Here is a 17,707-nt window from a genome sequence, read left to right as displayed (position 1 = left end):
GCGTTGAACCTTGGGTGCGCGCATCGTCTCACCGTCGCAGCACAGCTGGCGTTCGCCTCGACTGCCTTGCTGCCAGCTCAGGGCCCAGCTTCTCCAACTCTGATCTGATATCGTTTCAGTTCAGCAGCGAATCCTGGGCCAAAGCCTTCCGAATCGAGTGGTCGAGGCAGCTGACGGCGGTGAACGATAGCTGCTCAGGGCATGCGCGCAGCTTGCAGTCGGTCGGGCACTCCTCAGGGGGCGGTGCTACACAGAGCGCTTCTGGTAGCCGTCGTGAAATGTCAATCCTGCAGCATTGTTGTCGATGACACTCGACAGATAATCGTTGAACTCAGCATGACACTCTGCCTCCGCGTTGGAGTCTGAGTGACTTCCATGCTGTCGCAGGACCCACCCACTACCCTTCATGCCGCACCAAGGGGGTGTTCTGCTCCTGTGGCTCGGTGGCAATGTAAGGTTGTTCTTCCCCTCGGACTTCACGGCGAGAGTGGCAGGTTTTGGTTTGCGCGCAAGATGGACTAAACGGCCGAAGCAGCGGCGCATTGCAGTCTGGCGAAATCGGGGCCGGTTGCGGACCGACTGTTTTTGGCAAGGAAGTGTGGAAAGCCGACATTCGGGTTTTATCGCCGTCTTTGGGCGTTGAATGCGATTTAGCATTTCCTCCGAAGTAGACGTTGCGCGTTTATCGTGCCGAGCGGGGTTAAGCTAGCCGTCCTCGCCAGCCTTGAGACGCTCGATGACACGGCCAACCCTGCTGCGGGTTTCCGCACGCTCGACCCGTAGCCTTAGGACTGCCTCTGTTCTGCGCCCCAAGGCACGAGGAGGTCAAAGTTGATGTACATAATTCGGGCGAGGCTGTTGAGATATGGGGCCGACTTGGCCGGCCCCACTTATTCCGCTAGCGGGAATTGACGATCCAGAAATCCTGCCAATCCTGCAGGCGCGCAAAATCGCTTTCGGTGGTCGTGGAGTCGGTCACGTGAAGCTGGTCCACGATATCGAACACGCCTGAGGGTTCACCTTCCGGCATGCGGGCCTCGGTGTTGGTTGAGAGCTTTCCGTCCGCAAGCTGGGGTGCCATGCCTTCTTCGGTCATGATGTAATGGACGAAGAGCTTGGCGGCATTGGGATGCTCGGTGCCCGCAGCGATCACTGCAACGCGCGGTGTGAGCTGGCCGACGAATGGCTCCATCCCTTCGCAAATGCCCATCCCATATCCATCTTCAACGGCATCACCGAAAATCGCGGCACTCACAAAGCCCATAAAGGGTTCGGCCTGGCCCGGCGCGCCAACGATCGGTCCCACATCGGAATCCGACCGCGTGACGGTGGGATGATTGGCAGCGAAGCGCTTCACCCATTCGGCGGTCGCGCTGGCTTCGTCAGTCTCAAGAGGCTCACCAAAATAATCCTCATAGGCCTGAGCCATCTGATCGTCCGAATTGGTTTCAAGCTGGTTGAACCAGAACATCGTTTCGTTGCGCAGCAACGGATCGGGAATGGCGACCCGGCCTTCCCACTCCGGCTCGGTCAGCGCCCACATATTATCGACGGGGCACCCATCGGTGTGTACGTCGGTATTGTAGGACCAGACCCAAGGATTGAGGCTGGTGATCGCAGGGTTCTGATAGTTTTCCGGAATCGCCTCGGCAAGATCGGGCGGGAACCAGCTCACGCCGATATTTTGCGGCAGGATCTGGGAGGTGACCGAGGGCAGATTGCTCATGTTGAAGACATCGGTCTGCACGTTTCCGGCCGCCGCTTCACGCAAAAGCACCTGCTCTTGCTCTTGGGCGGACATTTTAACGCCGGTCGCTTCGATCCCGTATTTTTCCGAAAAGTTTTCGGCCATGGTCACGATCTTACCGGTCGCATCTATGACGGTGATTGGGCCCTCCTGCTGAGCAGCTTCGATCAGAGCCTCGAGCGAATAGTCCTCGTTGGAAAGACCCAGAGACTCCTGAGCCGGTGCGGCGCTGACGGACGCGATCGCGACCATGGCGGCAAGGCTGATCCCTGACATGAAATGGGCCTGTTTCGGCATAACGAATTCCTCCTTGAGATAAAGGCGTCTCACGGGGTGTGAGACAATGGGATGCGCTCGCCCCTGGCGTCGAACAGATGAAGCTCGGCCGGATCGACCGAAAGTCCAACAGTGTGTTCGATGTCAAAGCGCGGCGCGCTGCCGGCGATGGCGAAAATCTTTTCGCCCTCCACCGAGAGTTCGACGATCCAACTTCCGCCGGTGGGCAGAATGTCCTTGACGACCGCAGTACGCAGGTTCGCAGCGGCCAGAGTATTCGGATCGATTTCAATTGCTTCCGGTCTCAAACCAACCGAGACGGGATAGACTGGGCTTTCACCCACAAGGCCCTTGATCCAGTGCGAGACCGCCGATTGGTCTGCGTCCGAGATACCGATGATGTTAATCGGCAGACTGCCGACGAACTCGGCCACGAAACGGTTCGCGGGACGCTCGTAAATATCGTCAGGGGTGCCCAACTGCTGCAGACGCCCCTCGCTCATCACCGCGATTTTGGTGGCGAGCGTCATGGCTTCCCACTGGTCGTGCGTGACGAAAACGATGGTGGCGCCAAGCTCTTTATGGATGCGCCGCAGCTCCGCGCGCATTTCCAACCTCAATTTGGCGTCGAGATTGGAGAGGGGCTCATCGAGCAAAATCACGGAAGGGTTGAGCGCCAGCATTCGGGCCAGGGCGACGCGCTGCTGCTGGCCGCCGGACAATTGGTTGGGATAGCGGCTGCGATACTGAGCAATGCCGAGCTTTTCGGTAACCTCGGTGATCCGCGCATCGCGCTCGGCCTTGCCAACCTTCTTGAGCTTGAGGCCAAAGGCAATGTTTTCCTCAACGCTCAGATGCGGCCACAACGCGTAACTCTGAAACACCAGCCCCAGTTCTCGCTTTTCCGGTGGCACGAAGATGCCCGACGAAACCGAGACGATGGTTTTTTCTCCCATGGCGATGGAGCCCTCGGACGGGTGCTCCAGCCCGGCAAGCATGCGCAAGGTCGTCGTCTTGCCGCAGCCCGAAGGTCCCAAAAGGCACAGGAACTCCCCGCGTGCGATATCGAGAGAGAGATCGTCGACAGCCTTGGGCCCGCCTGATCCATAGGATTTGGAAATGTGTGAAAGCGTAATCGAAGTCATTATTTGTTACCCAGCCCGTCCGAGAGAGAACTTTTTGTGAGACGCTGCACGCCGACAGTGCCGAAGAAGGCTATGACGCAGATCATCAGCACCACGGCATTGGACGCCTGGGTGTAGCCGTAATCCACGAGCCGGATGGCGTATGTGGTCAGCAGGTCCGTTCCTGGCACCGCGAGCACAACCACAAGGCTGAGCCCCTTGATGCCGGAGATAAAGGGGAGCAGGACGCCCGACACCAGCGCGCCCTTCTGAATGGGCACGACGATCGAGACCAGTCGCCGCCACCAGCCGGCACCAACGATCCGGGCGGACTCCTCGGGATCCTTGCCCAATTGCATCATCGCCGAAATACCCGCCCGCGAGGCGAATGGCATTTGGTCGGCCAAAATGGCGAGCACCAAGATGAGCGAGGTACCGTAAAGAGCTGGCACCGGGCCGCGCGGGACCGCGAACATGGACAGATAGGCCGCCGCAAAGGCAATGCCGGGTACGAGATAGGGCAGAAAGGTAAGATAGCGCAGCAGCGTTCCGGCAATCTTGAGCGGAGACCGCGCCACCGCGATCCCGACCAGAAGGCCAAGAAATCCTGCGCCCAGCGCCGCGGTGCCCACAATCCAGATCGTGTTGAAAGTGGCCCACCAGAAGTCAGGCGTCAGCAATATGCCTTGCCGCAGCGCCGTGGTGTTAAGGTTATGACCGATCCAGAAATCGAGGGTGAAATTGTCCAGCGTGAAAACGCCCGGCATCCGCATGACCGTGGTCAACGCCAGGGCCGTGAGCGGGATGGCCGCGCTGATCAGGAAAACCAGCAGCGCCCATGATGTCGCCAGCGGAGCGAACCGGCCCAGCCGCGTCGGACGGGCCATGGCGCCTTTGCCACCAATGGTCTGAAACCGGGACGCTTCGCGCAAAAGCCGCATGTCGATCAAAATCGAGATGGCGCCCAAGAGCACGATCGTTCCCGCCAGCACGGCGCTCATACCGGCCTGGCTCGATGAGATCGCCCGAAACAGCGAGGTCGCCAAAACGTCATAGCGCACGGGCACGCCCAGAATATAGGCGACCCCGAAATCTCCCAAACATTTGGCAAAGATCAGAGTGCAGGCCGAAACCAGCGAGGGCAGCATGAGCGGCAAAACGATACGGCGCGCCACATGAAAACGGCCGGCGCCCTGGATTCGCGCGGCGTCTTCGAGCTGGACGTCGAACTGGCGCAATGCGTTGCCGAAGAGCAGAATGACGAAGGGCGCATAGTGGAGCGCCAGGATCAGCGTGATGGGCAGTTGCCCGTAAGCGAGCCAATCGGGCGGCGCAAAGCCCAGCGATTCCATCCAACTTGGCGACCCGCCCGTCGTGCGGTTCTTGAACAGCGTGTTCCAGGCCAATGCAAAGGTCCAGGAGGGCAGCATGTAAGGCACGATCAGCGCCGTGGAAAACCAGCGTTTGCCCGGCAGATCGGTGCGCGACAACAGCCAGCCAAGCGGTGCCCCGACCAAAAGGGCAATCACGATGGCGCCGGCCGCTACCGAGAGCGTATTGAACAGGGGAACCCAGAAAATGTCCCGCGCCACCGGCGAGAATAGGGCTCGCTCGAAATAATAGGTCGTGAACGCGCCCTGGGGCAGTCCGGTCCGCATCTGTTCGGCGAACTGGACCTGAATCGCATCGCCCAGCAGCAACACCACCGGACCGGCGATGAGGTAACCAAAGACAACCAGAAGTGCGACCGCCAGCAGGGCAGAGGGGTCTGCCGCCTTGATCTTGAGCCAATAGCGCCATGACGGGCATTGACGTTTTCCACCATCCGAAGACACAGCCGTCCCCGATGGCGATCCACTGGTGGATCCCATGTGTTCACTCGCATTCGTTTGGTTTTCGACGCCTCGACTGAGCCGTCAGCTCAAGGTTTTATTCGATCATGACGCCCACACGTTCAGTGACGGCGCGGACCACAGCCCAGTCGGTTTGGTAATCGATGGGCACGAAATTTGTGTCCCCGTTGAATTCGGCGCGCAATTGGGAGGGAAAGGTGAAATTGAAAAAGCAACTTTGCAGGTCGCGCGCCAAGTGCGGATCGAGATCATGGGCATAGGCAAAGGACGAGGTCGGGAACGGCGCGCTTTCGTAAAGGATGCGCACATCGTCCGGCGCCACCAGCCCCCGCTCCTGCATGCGCTCGAGCACGTCGGACGCCACAGCCGCCATATCGTAATCGCCGCTGAGAAGGCCAAGAATGGAGCGATCATGTCCACCGGACATGATCGGATCGTAATCGAGGTCCGGGACCAGCCCCTGCTCGGGAAAAAGCGCCCTGGGGGCCAGATTGCCCGAGTTCGACGTCGGCGTCGCATGCGCCACCCGACGCCCTGCGAGATCAGCAAGGGTTTCGAACCCGGAATCGGCTTTGACCACCGCGACCAGGCTATAGCTGCGCATTTGATCACCGATGGCCTTGGCCGCAAACGGGATGGCGCCCGCCTGATTGACGGCAACCACCGTCGAGCCGGTCGAAAAGCCGGCAAAATGCAGGCGACCCGAGCGCATTGCGCTAATCTCTGCAGAACTGGACTCGACGGGGTAATAGACGATCTGCCGATTAAGACATGTGGCAAGATGCTCGGTGAAGGGCTTGAACAATTCAGCGTAGACCGCCGGGTCTTCGATGGGCGCATAGGCCCAGACAAGGGTGGGCGGGTTGCGCCAAAGGCTCTCATCGTTGGGACGGTCAGCAAGAAGGTCACCATCTCGGTCGCAATAGGGCAGCTGCCCCGCGCCCATAGGGTCGCATGATGCACCGGAGTCTGCAGCGTGGGCGTGGCCCGGCACCGCCAGAACCAACGCCACGAAAGCGAGGCGCGCGTTCAAATCTGTCTCCTCCACAACACTGGCCACCCATCTTTACGATTTGGTGCGGCCACTGATATTGGCTATCTGTGTAGCCAGTTTTTCCTGTCAGAGTCCTGTCGTGCGGCGCCATGCGCATTTTGCTCCTAGAAGATACCATCGATATCGCCGAAGCCGTAGCCACCAAGCTGGGCCGGGACGGTCACGCCGTCCACCATGTGGCCGATGGCTACGAAGGAGAGGACCTGGTAATCGCAGGGGGGCATGACCTGATTGTTCTGGACATAAACCTGCCCGGACGGGACGGCTTCCAGATTCTCAAAGCGCTGCGCGCCAGTGGATCGGGCACACCGGTGCTCGTCATGACGGCACGTAGCCAGATCGACGATAAGGTCAGCATTCTCGATCTGGGCGCGGACGATCACATCGTCAAACCGTTCGATCTAGACGAACTTGCGGCCCGGGTCCGGGCGCTGATGCGCAGACATCTGGGCGCTTCTGCATCCATTGTCAGCGTTGGAGACTTGGTAATCGACCTCTCTCGCCGGGCGGCGACGGTGAACGGGGTACCACTAGAGCTGGGCCGCCGCGAGTTCGAGCTTCTCCAAGCACTTTCGGCCAGCAAGGGCAAACCGATCAACAAGGAACACATGACGACTGCGCTCTTTGGCTATGACGATGTCGGTTCGCTGAACGCCATCGAGCTCCTGGTTTCCCGTCTTCGGCGCAAGCTTGACGGCTCGAACGTCGAAATCGTTACCCAGCGCGGCGTCGGGTATCTTTTGCGGGAAAAACCGCTGTGAGGATCAGGCGCCCATATTCGCTCGAAAGCCTGATCGTTTTGAGCGCCGCGCTCGTCTTTATCGTCGTGGGCTCACTGCTGATTTTGACCATCCGAAGCAATGCGACGATAGCGGCCGATGAAGCCTTCGACAGGGTGCTCGAAGCCGCCGCGCTCTCGATCGCCGATACGGTCGGTTATGTGGATGGTGAGGTGACGGTAGACATTCCCTATTCCGCTTTCGCCATTCTCGGCACGTCCAGACTGAACCGTATCTTTTACCGGGTGGCCGCGCCCGATGGTGGCATCGTTACGGGCGACCCCGTTCTGGGGCTGGAGATGACTTCTGCTCGCGGTCCGGACATCCGATTTCAGGATAGCGTCATGCAGAATGAGCCGATCCGGCTGGCCGCCGTGAGCCGATACCGATCGGATGCCACAACCGGTGAGGCGGGTTGGATCGATGTTTTCGTTGGCGAAACGCGAGAGGCGCGCGACCAGTTGACCGCCCAATTGACCGCCGACGCCCTCCTGCCGGCCGTCGCCATCGCGCTCTGCGCGTTCGGGATTATTTGGGTGGGGATCAGGCTGGCCTTTGCGCCCCTGAGATCCATCGAACACCAGCTCACCCGCCGAACTCCCTCGAACCTTGATCCCATCAATGAGCATCTGCCGCGTGAAATCGCCACGCTGGCGCGCGCCTTGAATGGGTTTATGGGCCGGCTCTTTGCCGCGCTGGAGGGGTTAAGGCGGGTGACGGCCGATGCGGCACACCAGTTCCGCACCCCGCTTGCGGCCATGCGGCTACAGGCCGAACTCGCTCTTGAGGAGAACGACCCGGCGCTGATCCGCAGGCGCCTAGAGCGCATTCACGCCAACGCAGTCACCACCAGCACCCTGGCCACCCGTCTGCTCGCCGATGCCACATTGCTTCATTCCATAACGGCGGGCGAGACCGAGCCGGTAGATCTGGTGGCGTTGACGAAAACTGTGGTGAACCAGGCCGTCATCGATAGCGGAGCAGATCGGGATCAAGGCCCGGTCTTCCACGCTCCCCAGACCGCGCTTTGGATCAATGCTGATCCCGCCAGTCTGGCTGAAGCCATCCGCAATGTCATCGACAACGCGTTTCTCTATGCCGGAGGGCCGACCAGTGTCACGCTCAAGGCATCAGCCAACACCGTCGTGCTTGAAATTTGCGACCGGGGGCCGGGTATCCCGGCTGACCGACGCGAGCGGGTGTTTGAGCGTTTCGAACGCGACACCGACCATCCTGGCGGCACGGGCCTGGGCCTGGCAATCACGCGAGACGTGATCTCGGCGCTAGGCGGCACCGTGGCGTTGATGAGCCCAGCCACAGGAGGGCTTTGCGTGGTCATCTCGATCCCTGGCGCGTCACGCCCCAACCGATCGTCTCTTGAAACCCGCCAGCATTATTGCCTTGCCCTTCTGGTCGCAACGGTCGTGCTTACAGCCTCACCCTGGACAAGCGAGCCCGTGCGGGCCCAGGCTGATTTAACCCTGACAGCGCCTTTGACCGATCAGCGTGTCCAGCCCTTATTGGATGCGGTTCAGTCACAGTTTGGCGGTATCAATCTCACCTACCAACAAGCGCGCAGCGCGCAGGTGGTCGCTCGATTGTCCGCCGGTGCCCCGTTCCCCCCCAATCTCGTGATTATGCCCGCGCCTGATATCGCCGTTGCCATCACCAATCAGGGTCACGTTGCCCCGATGCGGATCGAGCCGGCTGGCATGCCATCGGGCGGGCAAAGCTCTTGGCGCAGCGAATTGTTCGCGCTCGCCTTCGATCCGGCTGTTATTCTGGTTTCAAGTCAATGGGCGCAGACCAACGCTCTTCCCACCTCGCGCCTCGATCTGGCCCAGGCGCTTGAAACCCGTGAAGACCTGCTCAGACGCATCGGTATCGTCAACGTTGGGATCGATGCCGTGTCCTACACATTGGCTACCCAGGATAGCCTGCGCTCCCCGCTCTACTGGCGTCTGGCCGCAGCGTTCGGTTCGGCCCAAGCGCGGATTTACGATACGGGTACCGAACTCGTAGCAGCTTTGCGACGGGGCGAGATCGATCTGGCCTATAACGTTCCGCTCTCGGAAGTGGTCGCCACCGGTGCATCTGACTTTTATGAGATCGTCATGCCGCAAGATTATGTGCTGGCGCTGCCTTGGACCCTGTTTGCTCCGGAGCACGCGTGGTCCGTCCATGCAGAACAGATTGCAAATTTCCTACTCTCCGAAAGAGGCTTGTCGTTGGTATCCCGCCTTCTATGGGGCACGCAACGCGCCCCGGCCCTAGACGCCGATTATCAACGTATTGCCATGGGGCCAGAACTGTTGGTCTATCTGGATTCCATCAAACGCAGCAATTTTCTCGATGCCTGGTTCGAGTTGGTCACCTCGCCCTGACCGGATGCCCTGAAATCAAGCTGCCTCCTGCGAAGGGAAAGTCTCACAAGCACAAATGTTTGGGGGAAAGAGTAAGCTGCACGAAGCGGTCATCCATAGTGAGAATGACCGCTCCATGTTCAGATTTCGGTCCGTTCAGCCAGAAGCAGAGCATCCTCGATGTCTACGCCGAGATACCGAACAGTGTTCTCGATCTTAGTGTGTCCGAGCAGGATCTGTATGGCTCGTAAATTGCCAGTTGCCTTGTAGATCATCGCCGCTTTCGTTCTTCGAAGGGAATGGGTGCCATAGTCCGATGAACGAAGGCCAATGGCTGTGACCCACTCGTCTACCAAACGGGCATACTGCCGCGTGCTCATGTGATTTGCATGGTCGACGCGGCTTGGAAAAGCGTAATCACCGACAGTGCCCCCTCGTCTCTCGAGCCATAAGAGTAGGCTGGCACGCACATCGCTGGTCAGTTCGAATTGGACCGGACGTCCGGTCTTCTGCTGAACCACCATTGCCCGCGTTCGAATTTCCGGCCCTGCGACCAAGTCACCTGTCTTGATCTTGACCAGATCGCATCCCCGGAGCTTGCTGTCGATGGCGAGATCGAACAGCGCACGGTCTCGAACTCGTCCTTCCCGATCCAGGAAGAAACGGATCGCCCAGATCTGCTTCTGAGTCAGGGGACGCTTGGTCCCCACAGTCTTGCCTGCATTCCATGCAGCCCGTCCTCGGGCTGCAGCATCATATCGTGAGTATACCATCGGAGTTCTCCTTTGGCCGTGATTGGCCAAAAGTGAAACGCTGAGACCGGCAGCTGCGGGGCCGGAACCGGACTGACCGGTTCTATCAAAAAAACGGAAAAAGCTGCCATTAAATTGCAAATATTGCCAACTTCATGGCCCCCCAGGTCCTAATTGGCCCGCTAGATGAACTTTTCCCAATACTGCTTCACCGTGCTCATGTCGTGCAGTTCAAACTGCCTTTTGAAGATACTGGGCCTTTACACTAGGGCAAAGGCCGCAGAAATCAGATCGGGTAGTGGATGTGGCCGTCTTGGACGGTGACCCAGCGTAATTCCGTAAACTCGGCGATGCCCCAATTGCCGCCAAACCGGCCATAGCCGGACGCTTTGACGCCGCCGAACGGCATTTGCGCCTCGTCGTGGACGGTGGGGCCGTTGACGTGGCAGATGCCGCTTTCGATGCGTCGGGCGACCGACAAAGCACGGTTAACGTCCCGACCGAAGACTGCTGACGACAGGCCATATTCGGTGTCATTGGCGACACGCACGGCTTCATCGACCGAGCCCACGCGGACGACCGTAACGACGGGACCAAACGATTCTTCACCATAGATGCGCATCGAGGGCGTGACCTTGTCGAGCAGGGTCGCATCCATGATGGTGCCGTCGATGCGTCCACCTGCAGCGAGCGTGGCGCCCTTGCTGGTGGCGTCCTTGATCAACTGATCGAGACGCTGGGCGGCAGAACCATCGACCACCGAACCGAGCGGTGTATCGCCTTTGGTCGGATCGCCGGCGACGAGGGTTTTCGCCTTGGCTGCAAGCTTTTCAACGAAAGCGTCGGCAATCGAGTCCTGAACGACGATGCGTTCGGTGGACATGCAGATCTGACCCTGGTTCATGTAAGCGCCAAAGGCCGCAGCTGCGACGGCTTCTTCGAGATCGGCATCGTCAAGGACGACAAATGGCGCCTTGCCGCCAAGCTCGAGAAGCGCGGGCTTCAAATGCCGTCCAGCTTTCTCTGCAATAATGCGACCCACGCGTGTGGAGCCAGTGAAGTTCACACGGCGCACGGCCGGATGGGCAATGAGAGCCTCGACGATCTCGCCGGCGTCTTCGGGGGCATTGGAGACCGCATTCAGCGCGCCCTTGGGCAAGCCGGCTTCCAGCAGGCATTCGACGATCAGGCGATGCGTGCGCGGGCAGAGCTCCGAGGTCTTCATGACCACAGTATTGCCGCAGGCAAGCGGCGTGGCCAGCGAGCGGACGCCGAGGATGACCGGGGCGTTCCACGGCGCCATGGCGAGGACGACGCCTGCCGGCTGGCGTACAGCCATGGCGAGGCTGCCCGGACGATTGGACGGGATGATCTCGCCCTTGATCTGGGTAACGAGGCTGGCCGCTTCGCGCAGCATGTCGGCGGCGAGCATGACGTTGAACATCGCCCAACCGGCCGTAGCGCCGATCTCGGCGCCCATAGCCTCGACAAATTGCGGACCGCGCGATTCGAGCACGTCCGCCGCCTTGAGCAAAATCTTGCGCCGCTCTTTCGGAACGGTTTTCGACCATTCGGGGAATGCGGCAGCAGCAGCATCTGCGGCACGCTGGGCATCCTCTACGGTAGCGGCGGCGGCACAGGTCGCAACCTCGCCCGAGATGGGGTTGAGCCGTTCGAAGACGGCACCGCCGGTGGCGTCTTGATCTTCATTGGCAATGAGCAGGCCGAGCTGGTCCATCGCTAGTCTCCTTGTTTGACATCAGGCGGCGGTGCCGCCAAGGAATGCCTGTTGCACCGCAGCGTCGGTCTTGAGCGCTTCGGCGGTGTCCGATCCCACGATGTGACCAGCCTCCAGGAGGTAGCCGCGATCGGCGATCGAAAGTGAAATCGATACGTTCTGTTCGACCAAAAGTAGCGCCACACCTGTCTTTTGCACACGCTTGAGCGCGGCGAACAGTTCGGTGACGACGATTGGCGCCAGCCCGAGGCTTGGCTCGTCGAGCATGAGGTATTTGGGGTTGCTCATCAGCGCGCGCCCGATGGCGACCATTTGCTGCTCGCCACCCGACATGGTGCGCACCATCTGGCGCTTGCGCTCTGCAAGGCGGGGGAAAAGATCGAAGATGAGCGCGTTGCGTTCAGCTTCGGTCGCGCGGGCGCGTTTGGGATTGGCGCCCAAAAGAAGGTTTTCCTCAACGGTCAGGTCACCGAATACGCCCCTGCCCTCTGGAACCAGCGCGATACCGGTCTCGGGGATCTTGTGCGACGGCGTGCCGAGCAGCGATTGGCCGTCGAGCGATATTTTCGATCCGGCTACGGGACGGGCCAGCCCGCCGATGGCTTTCAGGAGCGAGGATTTGCCGGCGCCATTCGCCCCAAGGATCACAACCGTCTCGCCCTCGGCGATTTTGACGGACACATTTTCCAATGCAAGATGGCGACCGTAGCGCAGCGAGAGGGTTTCGATCTCAAGCATGGCCGTCTCCCAGATAGGCGGCGATCACCGCCGGGTCGGCAAGAACATCGTCCGTTGGTCCCTCGGCGATTTTCGAACCGATGTTCATGACGACGGCTCGCGTACAAAGGGCGCGAACGGCCTCCATGATGTGTTCGACCAGCACGATCGTCATGCCACGCGCGCGCAACGACACGATGAGGTCGATGCCGACGCGCAACTCGGTCGGATTGAGCCCCGAGAGCCATTCGTCGAGGAGGAGAAGCCGCGGTTCGGCGGCCAGCGCGCGGGCGAGTTCCATGCGCTTCTGGTCGATATAGGTCAGATCATCGGCATGCTCATGGCCACGCCCCGAAAGCCCGACATCGGCCAGGAGCATATCGGCACGGTCCTGTGCTGCGCTGCCCCAGAGCGGGTTGGGCCGAAAGGCCAAAGCGGCGATGACGTTTTCGGCAACGGTCAGCGATGGCAAAATCTTGACGAGCTGGAACGTGCGCGACACGCCTTTATGCGCTATTTTGTGGGGCGGCAGGTTCGAGATCGTTTCCCCGGCCAAAGCGATTGTTCCCGCCGTTGGCGTTAAGGCCCCCGAGATCATGTTGAGCACTGTAGTCTTGCCGGACCCATTGGGGCCGAGTAGCGCGACGATCTCACCCTCGGCGACAGAAAAGCTGACATCGTTGACCGCGGTCAGGCCGCCGAACTGTTTCTTGAGATCGATGATTTCCAAAAGCTTGTTCATTGAGCCACTTCCTTGCGCCGTGTGCGCTTCAGAAGATCTTCGGCGAGCGCGAGTATGCCGCGGGGGACGATGAAGACGATGGCGATAAACATCAGGCCCAGAATGATCGAATAATGGTTCGGGAAATTGGCGCTGAGCCATTCGAATAGCAGGAACAGCGGGATCGCACCCAGCATCGGACCCCAGAGCCGGTTGGCTCCACCCAGCAAGGCCATGATGACCGTGAGGAACGAGATCGTCGGATTAAAGACGATGGCCGGCTCGATATAGGTCCAGCGCGGTGCCTGGATGGCGCCGGCCAGTGTGATGATGGTCGCGCTGATGGCAAAAAGGACCAGCTTGAGGCGGGAGATGTCGATGCCCGTATGGGCAGCAACAGTCTCATCGTCGCCAATGACCTTGAGCGCCAGACCGATCCGCGAGCGCGATATCAACCAGCCGATCAACAGCGTTATGGCGGCAAGGCCGAGAAGCTGCCAGTAGATGTGTTCGGCTGTAATGGGCAGGAAGATGTAGCGGCCCAGCGTGCCGGTGACGTTGACTTCATACCAGGTGACGAGCTGACGGACCAATTCGGCCAGCCCGAAGCTGAAGATCACGAAATAGATGCCGGCCAGTCGCAGCGTTGCGAGCCCGACGACGAGCGCCACAGCCAGGCCTATGAGGCCGGCGACGGCGAGGACCAGGGGATAGGGCAGCGTTTCGCTGAGTACTGCGACGGTGTATGCGCCGATGCCGAAGAATGCGACGGTGGCCAGCGAAATGTAGCGTGTGGGACCGGAAAACAGCGCCCATGCGCTGGCAAGAACCACATACCCCGTCATACCGAGCAGAAGTCCGACGCCATAGGCGCCAATCTGTGTGGGAATGAAGGCCAGGGCAGTGAGCGCCAGGCTGATAAGGATAAAGCCGATGATAGTGCGATTCATCGTCCGGTCGCCTTTCCGAACAGACCTGAAGGCTTCCAGAGGAGCACGACGAGGAAGATGAGATAGGTCGAGGCCAGCGTCAGTCCGGGGTCGACATAGGTGGCGACGAAGGTCTCGACGAGCCCGAGCAGGAGGCCGGCGACCAATGCGCCCATGAGATTGCCTAGGCCGCCCATGATGACGATTACCAGCGCTTTCATGGTGAAGACCACGCCCATCGAGGCGTTAAAGGTCTGGTACATCGAAATCATCACGCCACCCGAGGCGGCCAGCATGGTGCCGAGCGCAAATGCGAAGCGGGCCGTGCGGTTGACGTTGATGCCGACCAAGGGAGCGGATTTCGGCGCGACGGCGATGGCGCGGATGGTCGTACCCCAGCGGGTGCAGGTGAGCACGAAAAACAGCGCTCCGCCGATGACGATCGCCAAGACGAAAGCGAGCAGCCGGTTTGCGGCGATGTTGGCGCCAAGAATGTCAATGCCGAAGTTAAGGTAGTTGTAGCTCGTGTAGTTCGAGCCGAAGGTCACCAGCATCACGCCCTGGATAACGAACAGCAGGCCAAAGGTCGCCAGGATCGAATCTACTTCCAACGTGCCGGTCTTGGACGATCGCTTGACCAGCGGCTGCATCATAACGCCATAGATCAGATAGCCGAAGGCAAAGGCGCCGGGGAGCACGACAAGCATGCCCATCAACGGGTTGATGCCGAAGGTGGAAAACAACAGGAAAGCCGAGAACGCAGCGAAGATTGTGACCTCGCCATAGGCGAGGTTCATGATCCGCGAGATGCCGTATTGCAGCGTGAGGCCCATGGCAACGAGCGCATAGGTGCCGCCAAGCACCAGTCCTGAAATGAGCGCAGTCGTCAGCATGTCAAACCCTTCCGCCGCCTGAGGGACGATGTGGTCAAACTGATATCCGATTTTGGGGACGGCCCTGCCCTAATGCGTTTGGGTAGGGCCGTGTTTCTTACTGGCCCGACCAGGGCTGCTTGGGCAGTTGGATGTCGCTGGCGCCGTCAAGATCGGACGGCTCGATGGCAACAAACACGCCATCCTGCCACTGACCTGTCCACCAGAGGTCGCGAAGCTGGTTATCTTCCAGCGCCGTCTCGCCAAGGATTGTGGTGAAGGTGCCCGTGGCGAGCTCCTCTGCCACTGCGTCGCGATCGAGCCCGACGCGGCTGATGGCTTCCTCAAGCATTTCAAGACCAGCATAGGTCATCTGCGAAGCCCAGAAATCGGGAGCCTGGCCGATGAAGTCTTCGTGGCGCTGACGATAATCCATAAGCGCTTCGTTCGAGGTGTCGATACCACCAAGGCTCAATACGCCCTCGGTATTGTCGCCATTAGCGGCGAGGTAGGTCGGGAACGGGGTGCCGACGCCGAGGTAGAAGACGTTGGGATTAAAGGACGCGACCTGGGCCTGTTGCGTCAGGGCAAATGTGTCAGGGGGATAAGAGAACGCGACGAAACTGTCGGCACCCGAAGATTGCGCCTCGTTGATCATTGGCGAGAAATCGGTGGTGCCCGGCGGGTATGTCCGGTCCATGACGATGTTGAGCCCGGCTTCGGCAAAAGTTTCGCGGGCGGCATTGATGAGATCGATACCAAACCCGTCGGCCACCGAAATCACTGCCACATCGCCATTGATTTCGCCGGCTTCTTGCGCGGCTGCAAGAACATCGGCCAAGGCGCCTGCGTAATCGGCGCCCCCGCCCAGAAGCCAGAAGCTGCCCGGCCAGCGTTCGGCAAACTCGGGTGCGCGATCGGTGACGGCGGCCGAGGCAATCAGCGGATAGCCAAACCGATCGAGCAGCGGTGCGACGGCGAGGTTGAAGCCCGTGCCCCATGGAGAGAGCACGAAGTCGACTTCGTCCTGCGTAACCAGCCGCTCGACGGCGCGCACGACTTCTTCAGCCGAGGAGCGATCGTCGTATTCGACGACTTCGATGGGTAGGCGCGAACCGTCCGGAAGTTCGAGACCGCCTGCTTCGTTCACTTCATGAACCCAGAGGCGATAGTTCGGAATGGTGGTGATACCGGCGCCGCCTGCATTGGCACCGGTGATGGAGACAGCATAGCCGATCTTAACCGATGTGCGCTCTTCCTGCGCGGAAACGGCAAAGGCGCTAACGCCGGCCATCAGCGTTACGGCAGCACCAAGGGTACGCAGGGCGCCCCTGCGGGTAAACAATGTCATGGAAATCCTCCTCATGCCCCCAATCGGGCGTCGGGGCACTCGTAAGACTTTTCGTCCCTTCGAGCGCCTGACATGACGCTATCTCAAACCTCCAGGGAACAAGAATAGACTTTTTCGGGAGAAACTTGTACTTTTCTGGGAACTAGGAGAGGCGCGATGCGATCAGTTCAAATGGAAGCGACGCGCCAGCGTCTCGATCTTGCCCAGGAAGTCGAGAGCCAGTCGATCGCATCGACACTGGATACGACTCAGTGGAGCCTGAGGGGGCGGCGCCACCGCATTTTCGTCCTCGTGTCGGGCACCGGCGAGATCAGCTATCAAGGTGAGACGGCGGCTCTTCAGGCGCCAACCCTAGTCTGGGTGCCTACGGGGAAGCCGGCTCAACTGACGCTTTACGCAGGATCGCGCGGCGCGTGGCTCGCCATTTCAGATGCCGTGCTGGGTCAGATGACCCTACCCGGCAATATCGCGGAAGACATTCGCCGCCTTTCCCAGCGCCCACAGCTGGGAACCCGTATCGAACGTGACGTCTCAAGCCGATTGGCTACGTTGATATCGAATATGGAGGCTGAGCTGCGCGAAAACCGGGCTGGCGCTCATGAGATGATACACCATCAGCTGGCGATCGTTTTGATTATGGTCTGGCGCACATCAGATCTGAGCACAACGGTGCCCCGCCCAGCGCCGCGAGCCATTGTGAGCGGTTTTTTGCATCTGGTGGATCACCAGATGCGCGGGCATTGGACGGTCGGCGATTATGCGCGTTATCTTGGGGTGAGCACCGACAGACTCAACAGTGCCGTCCAGCGCGCCACAGGCCAAACCCCGCTCGGCCTGATCCATTCGCGCCTGATCGCCGAGGCCCGCCAGATGCTTGAGAATTCCGGCATGCAGGTCGCCGAGATCGCCCTGTCGCTCGGCTTTGAAGATCCGGCCTATTTTTCTCGCTTTTTCAAACGTCTTAACGGAAAGGGCCCTCAGCAGTACCGACAGGAAATGGCGCGCAAACACCTGGACGTCGCGTCCTCTTTTGCGGCCTGGCCGTGAGGCTGAAGCGCCAATGGGGAAGACTCGCTCTGGGCGCGTCATAGGGGGCCTTCTTCCTATTGGCCAGCATTTCCAGCGGCCCGTTCCCAGCTGACCGTTGGGTTCCAAATAATACGGCGGGAGCGGGCCGACTCCGCGCTTCATCGCCGTTCAAGGCGATGTTCTAATCGTTCAATACCACCTGAGACCAAACCAGACCGCTCAGCAAGGCTCATCGTTACGTCAGTCGCCCCACCCTACAGATCATCGATAACCTGCGGTCACCGCACTCGACAGATCTTTCGGCAGGACCACAACAGGAAAACGTGTTCGGTGAGGCTAAACGGTAAGGACCATGTCGCCCAACACTTAGTCGAAAATGGCAGGCAGCCTGGACATTGGAAG

At 59.9% G+C, this 17,707-nt stretch carries 14 protein-coding genes; 3 read left to right on the top strand and 11 right to left on the bottom strand.

Features of this window, described 5'->3' with window-relative positions; genetic code table 11:
* Window positions 1-898 precede the first annotated feature (898 nt).
* Genes OF122_RS01930 through phnD form a run of 4 tightly spaced genes read right to left on the bottom strand, consistent with a single transcriptional unit; the run spans window position 899 to window position 6,033 of the window.
* A complete protein-coding gene (locus tag OF122_RS01930; protein WP_264226198.1) occupies window positions 899-2,044 on the bottom strand; it encodes an ABC transporter substrate-binding protein in 1,146 nt (381 codons plus the stop codon).
* A 29-nt stretch (window positions 2,045-2,073) separates the two neighbouring features.
* Window positions 2,074-3,168 (bottom strand): ABC transporter ATP-binding protein, encoded by a 1,095-nt coding sequence (locus OF122_RS01925; RefSeq protein ID WP_264226197.1) that lies wholly within the window; start codon window positions 3,166-3,168, stop codon window positions 2,074-2,076.
* Window positions 3,168-5,018, bottom strand: coding sequence for an ABC transporter permease (locus OF122_RS01920; protein WP_264226196.1), 1,851 nt, complete (start codon window positions 5,016-5,018; stop codon window positions 3,168-3,170). Before OF122_RS01920 ends, OF122_RS01925 begins: the two co-directional genes overlap by 1 nt.
* Before the next feature lie 58 nt (window positions 5,019-5,076).
* The gene (gene phnD, locus OF122_RS01915; protein ID WP_264226195.1) at window positions 5,077-6,033 is read right to left on the bottom strand and encodes a phosphate/phosphite/phosphonate ABC transporter substrate-binding protein; all 957 of its coding nucleotides are present in this window, start codon (window positions 6,031-6,033) and stop codon (window positions 5,077-5,079) included.
* Between the two features lie 110 nt (window positions 6,034-6,143).
* Between phnD and OF122_RS01910 the strand changes: the two genes are divergently transcribed.
* Complete coding sequence (locus OF122_RS01910) at window positions 6,144-6,815, top strand: response regulator transcription factor (protein ID WP_264226194.1); 672 nt, start codon at window positions 6,144-6,146, stop codon at window positions 6,813-6,815.
* Window positions 6,812-9,217, top strand: a complete 2,406-nt coding sequence (locus OF122_RS01905; RefSeq protein ID WP_264226193.1) for a sensor histidine kinase — start codon at window positions 6,812-6,814, stop codon at window positions 9,215-9,217. The genes OF122_RS01910 and OF122_RS01905 overlap by 4 nt, the downstream gene beginning before the upstream one ends.
* 119 nt (window positions 9,218-9,336) lie before the next feature.
* On the opposite strand, the gene OF122_RS01900 is transcribed toward OF122_RS01905, so the two are convergent.
* From OF122_RS01900 to OF122_RS01870, 7 genes are all read right to left on the bottom strand, one after another.
* On the bottom strand, window positions 9,337-9,969 hold the full coding sequence (locus OF122_RS01900) for a tyrosine-type recombinase/integrase (protein ID WP_264227734.1): 633 nt from the start codon (window positions 9,967-9,969) through the stop codon (window positions 9,337-9,339).
* Between the two features lie 265 nt (window positions 9,970-10,234).
* Window positions 10,235-11,686: an aldehyde dehydrogenase gene (locus tag OF122_RS01895; RefSeq protein WP_264226192.1), complete on the bottom strand. Its 1,452-nt coding sequence runs from the start codon at window positions 11,684-11,686 to the stop codon at window positions 10,235-10,237.
* Window positions 11,687-11,707: 21 nt separating this feature from the next.
* A complete protein-coding gene (locus OF122_RS01890) occupies window positions 11,708-12,424 on the bottom strand; it encodes an ABC transporter ATP-binding protein (RefSeq protein WP_264226191.1) in 717 nt (238 codons plus the stop codon).
* Window positions 12,417-13,145 carry an ABC transporter ATP-binding protein gene (locus tag OF122_RS01885; protein WP_264226190.1) on the bottom strand — a complete coding sequence of 243 codons (729 nt, stop codon included), beginning with the start codon at window positions 13,143-13,145 and terminating at the stop codon, window positions 12,417-12,419. The genes OF122_RS01890 and OF122_RS01885 overlap by 8 nt, the downstream gene beginning before the upstream one ends.
* A complete protein-coding gene (locus tag OF122_RS01880; RefSeq protein WP_264226189.1) occupies window positions 13,142-14,074 on the bottom strand; it encodes a branched-chain amino acid ABC transporter permease in 933 nt (310 codons plus the stop codon). Before OF122_RS01880 ends, OF122_RS01885 begins: the two co-directional genes overlap by 4 nt.
* Window positions 14,071-14,946, bottom strand: coding sequence for a branched-chain amino acid ABC transporter permease (locus OF122_RS01875; protein ID WP_264226188.1), 876 nt, complete (start codon window positions 14,944-14,946; stop codon window positions 14,071-14,073). The genes OF122_RS01880 and OF122_RS01875 overlap by 4 nt, the downstream gene beginning before the upstream one ends.
* Window positions 14,947-15,043: 97 nt before the next feature.
* Window positions 15,044-16,276, bottom strand: a complete 1,233-nt coding sequence (locus tag OF122_RS01870; protein ID WP_264226187.1) for an amino acid ABC transporter substrate-binding protein — start codon at window positions 16,274-16,276, stop codon at window positions 15,044-15,046.
* A gap of 171 nt (window positions 16,277-16,447) precedes the next feature.
* On the opposite strand from OF122_RS01870, the gene OF122_RS01865 reads away from it, so the two are divergent.
* Window positions 16,448-17,323 carry a helix-turn-helix domain-containing protein gene (locus tag OF122_RS01865; RefSeq protein ID WP_264226186.1) on the top strand — a complete coding sequence of 292 codons (876 nt, stop codon included), beginning with the start codon at window positions 16,448-16,450 and terminating at the stop codon, window positions 17,321-17,323.
* Window positions 17,324-17,707 lie beyond the last annotated feature (384 nt).

It is taken from the genome of Pelagibacterium flavum (assembly GCF_025854335.1).
GTDB classification, from domain to species: domain Bacteria; phylum Pseudomonadota; class Alphaproteobacteria; order Rhizobiales; family Devosiaceae; genus Pelagibacterium; species Pelagibacterium flavum.
The sequence above is the reverse complement of the archived record's forward strand: the minus strand, read 5'-3'. Positions and strand labels throughout refer to the sequence as shown.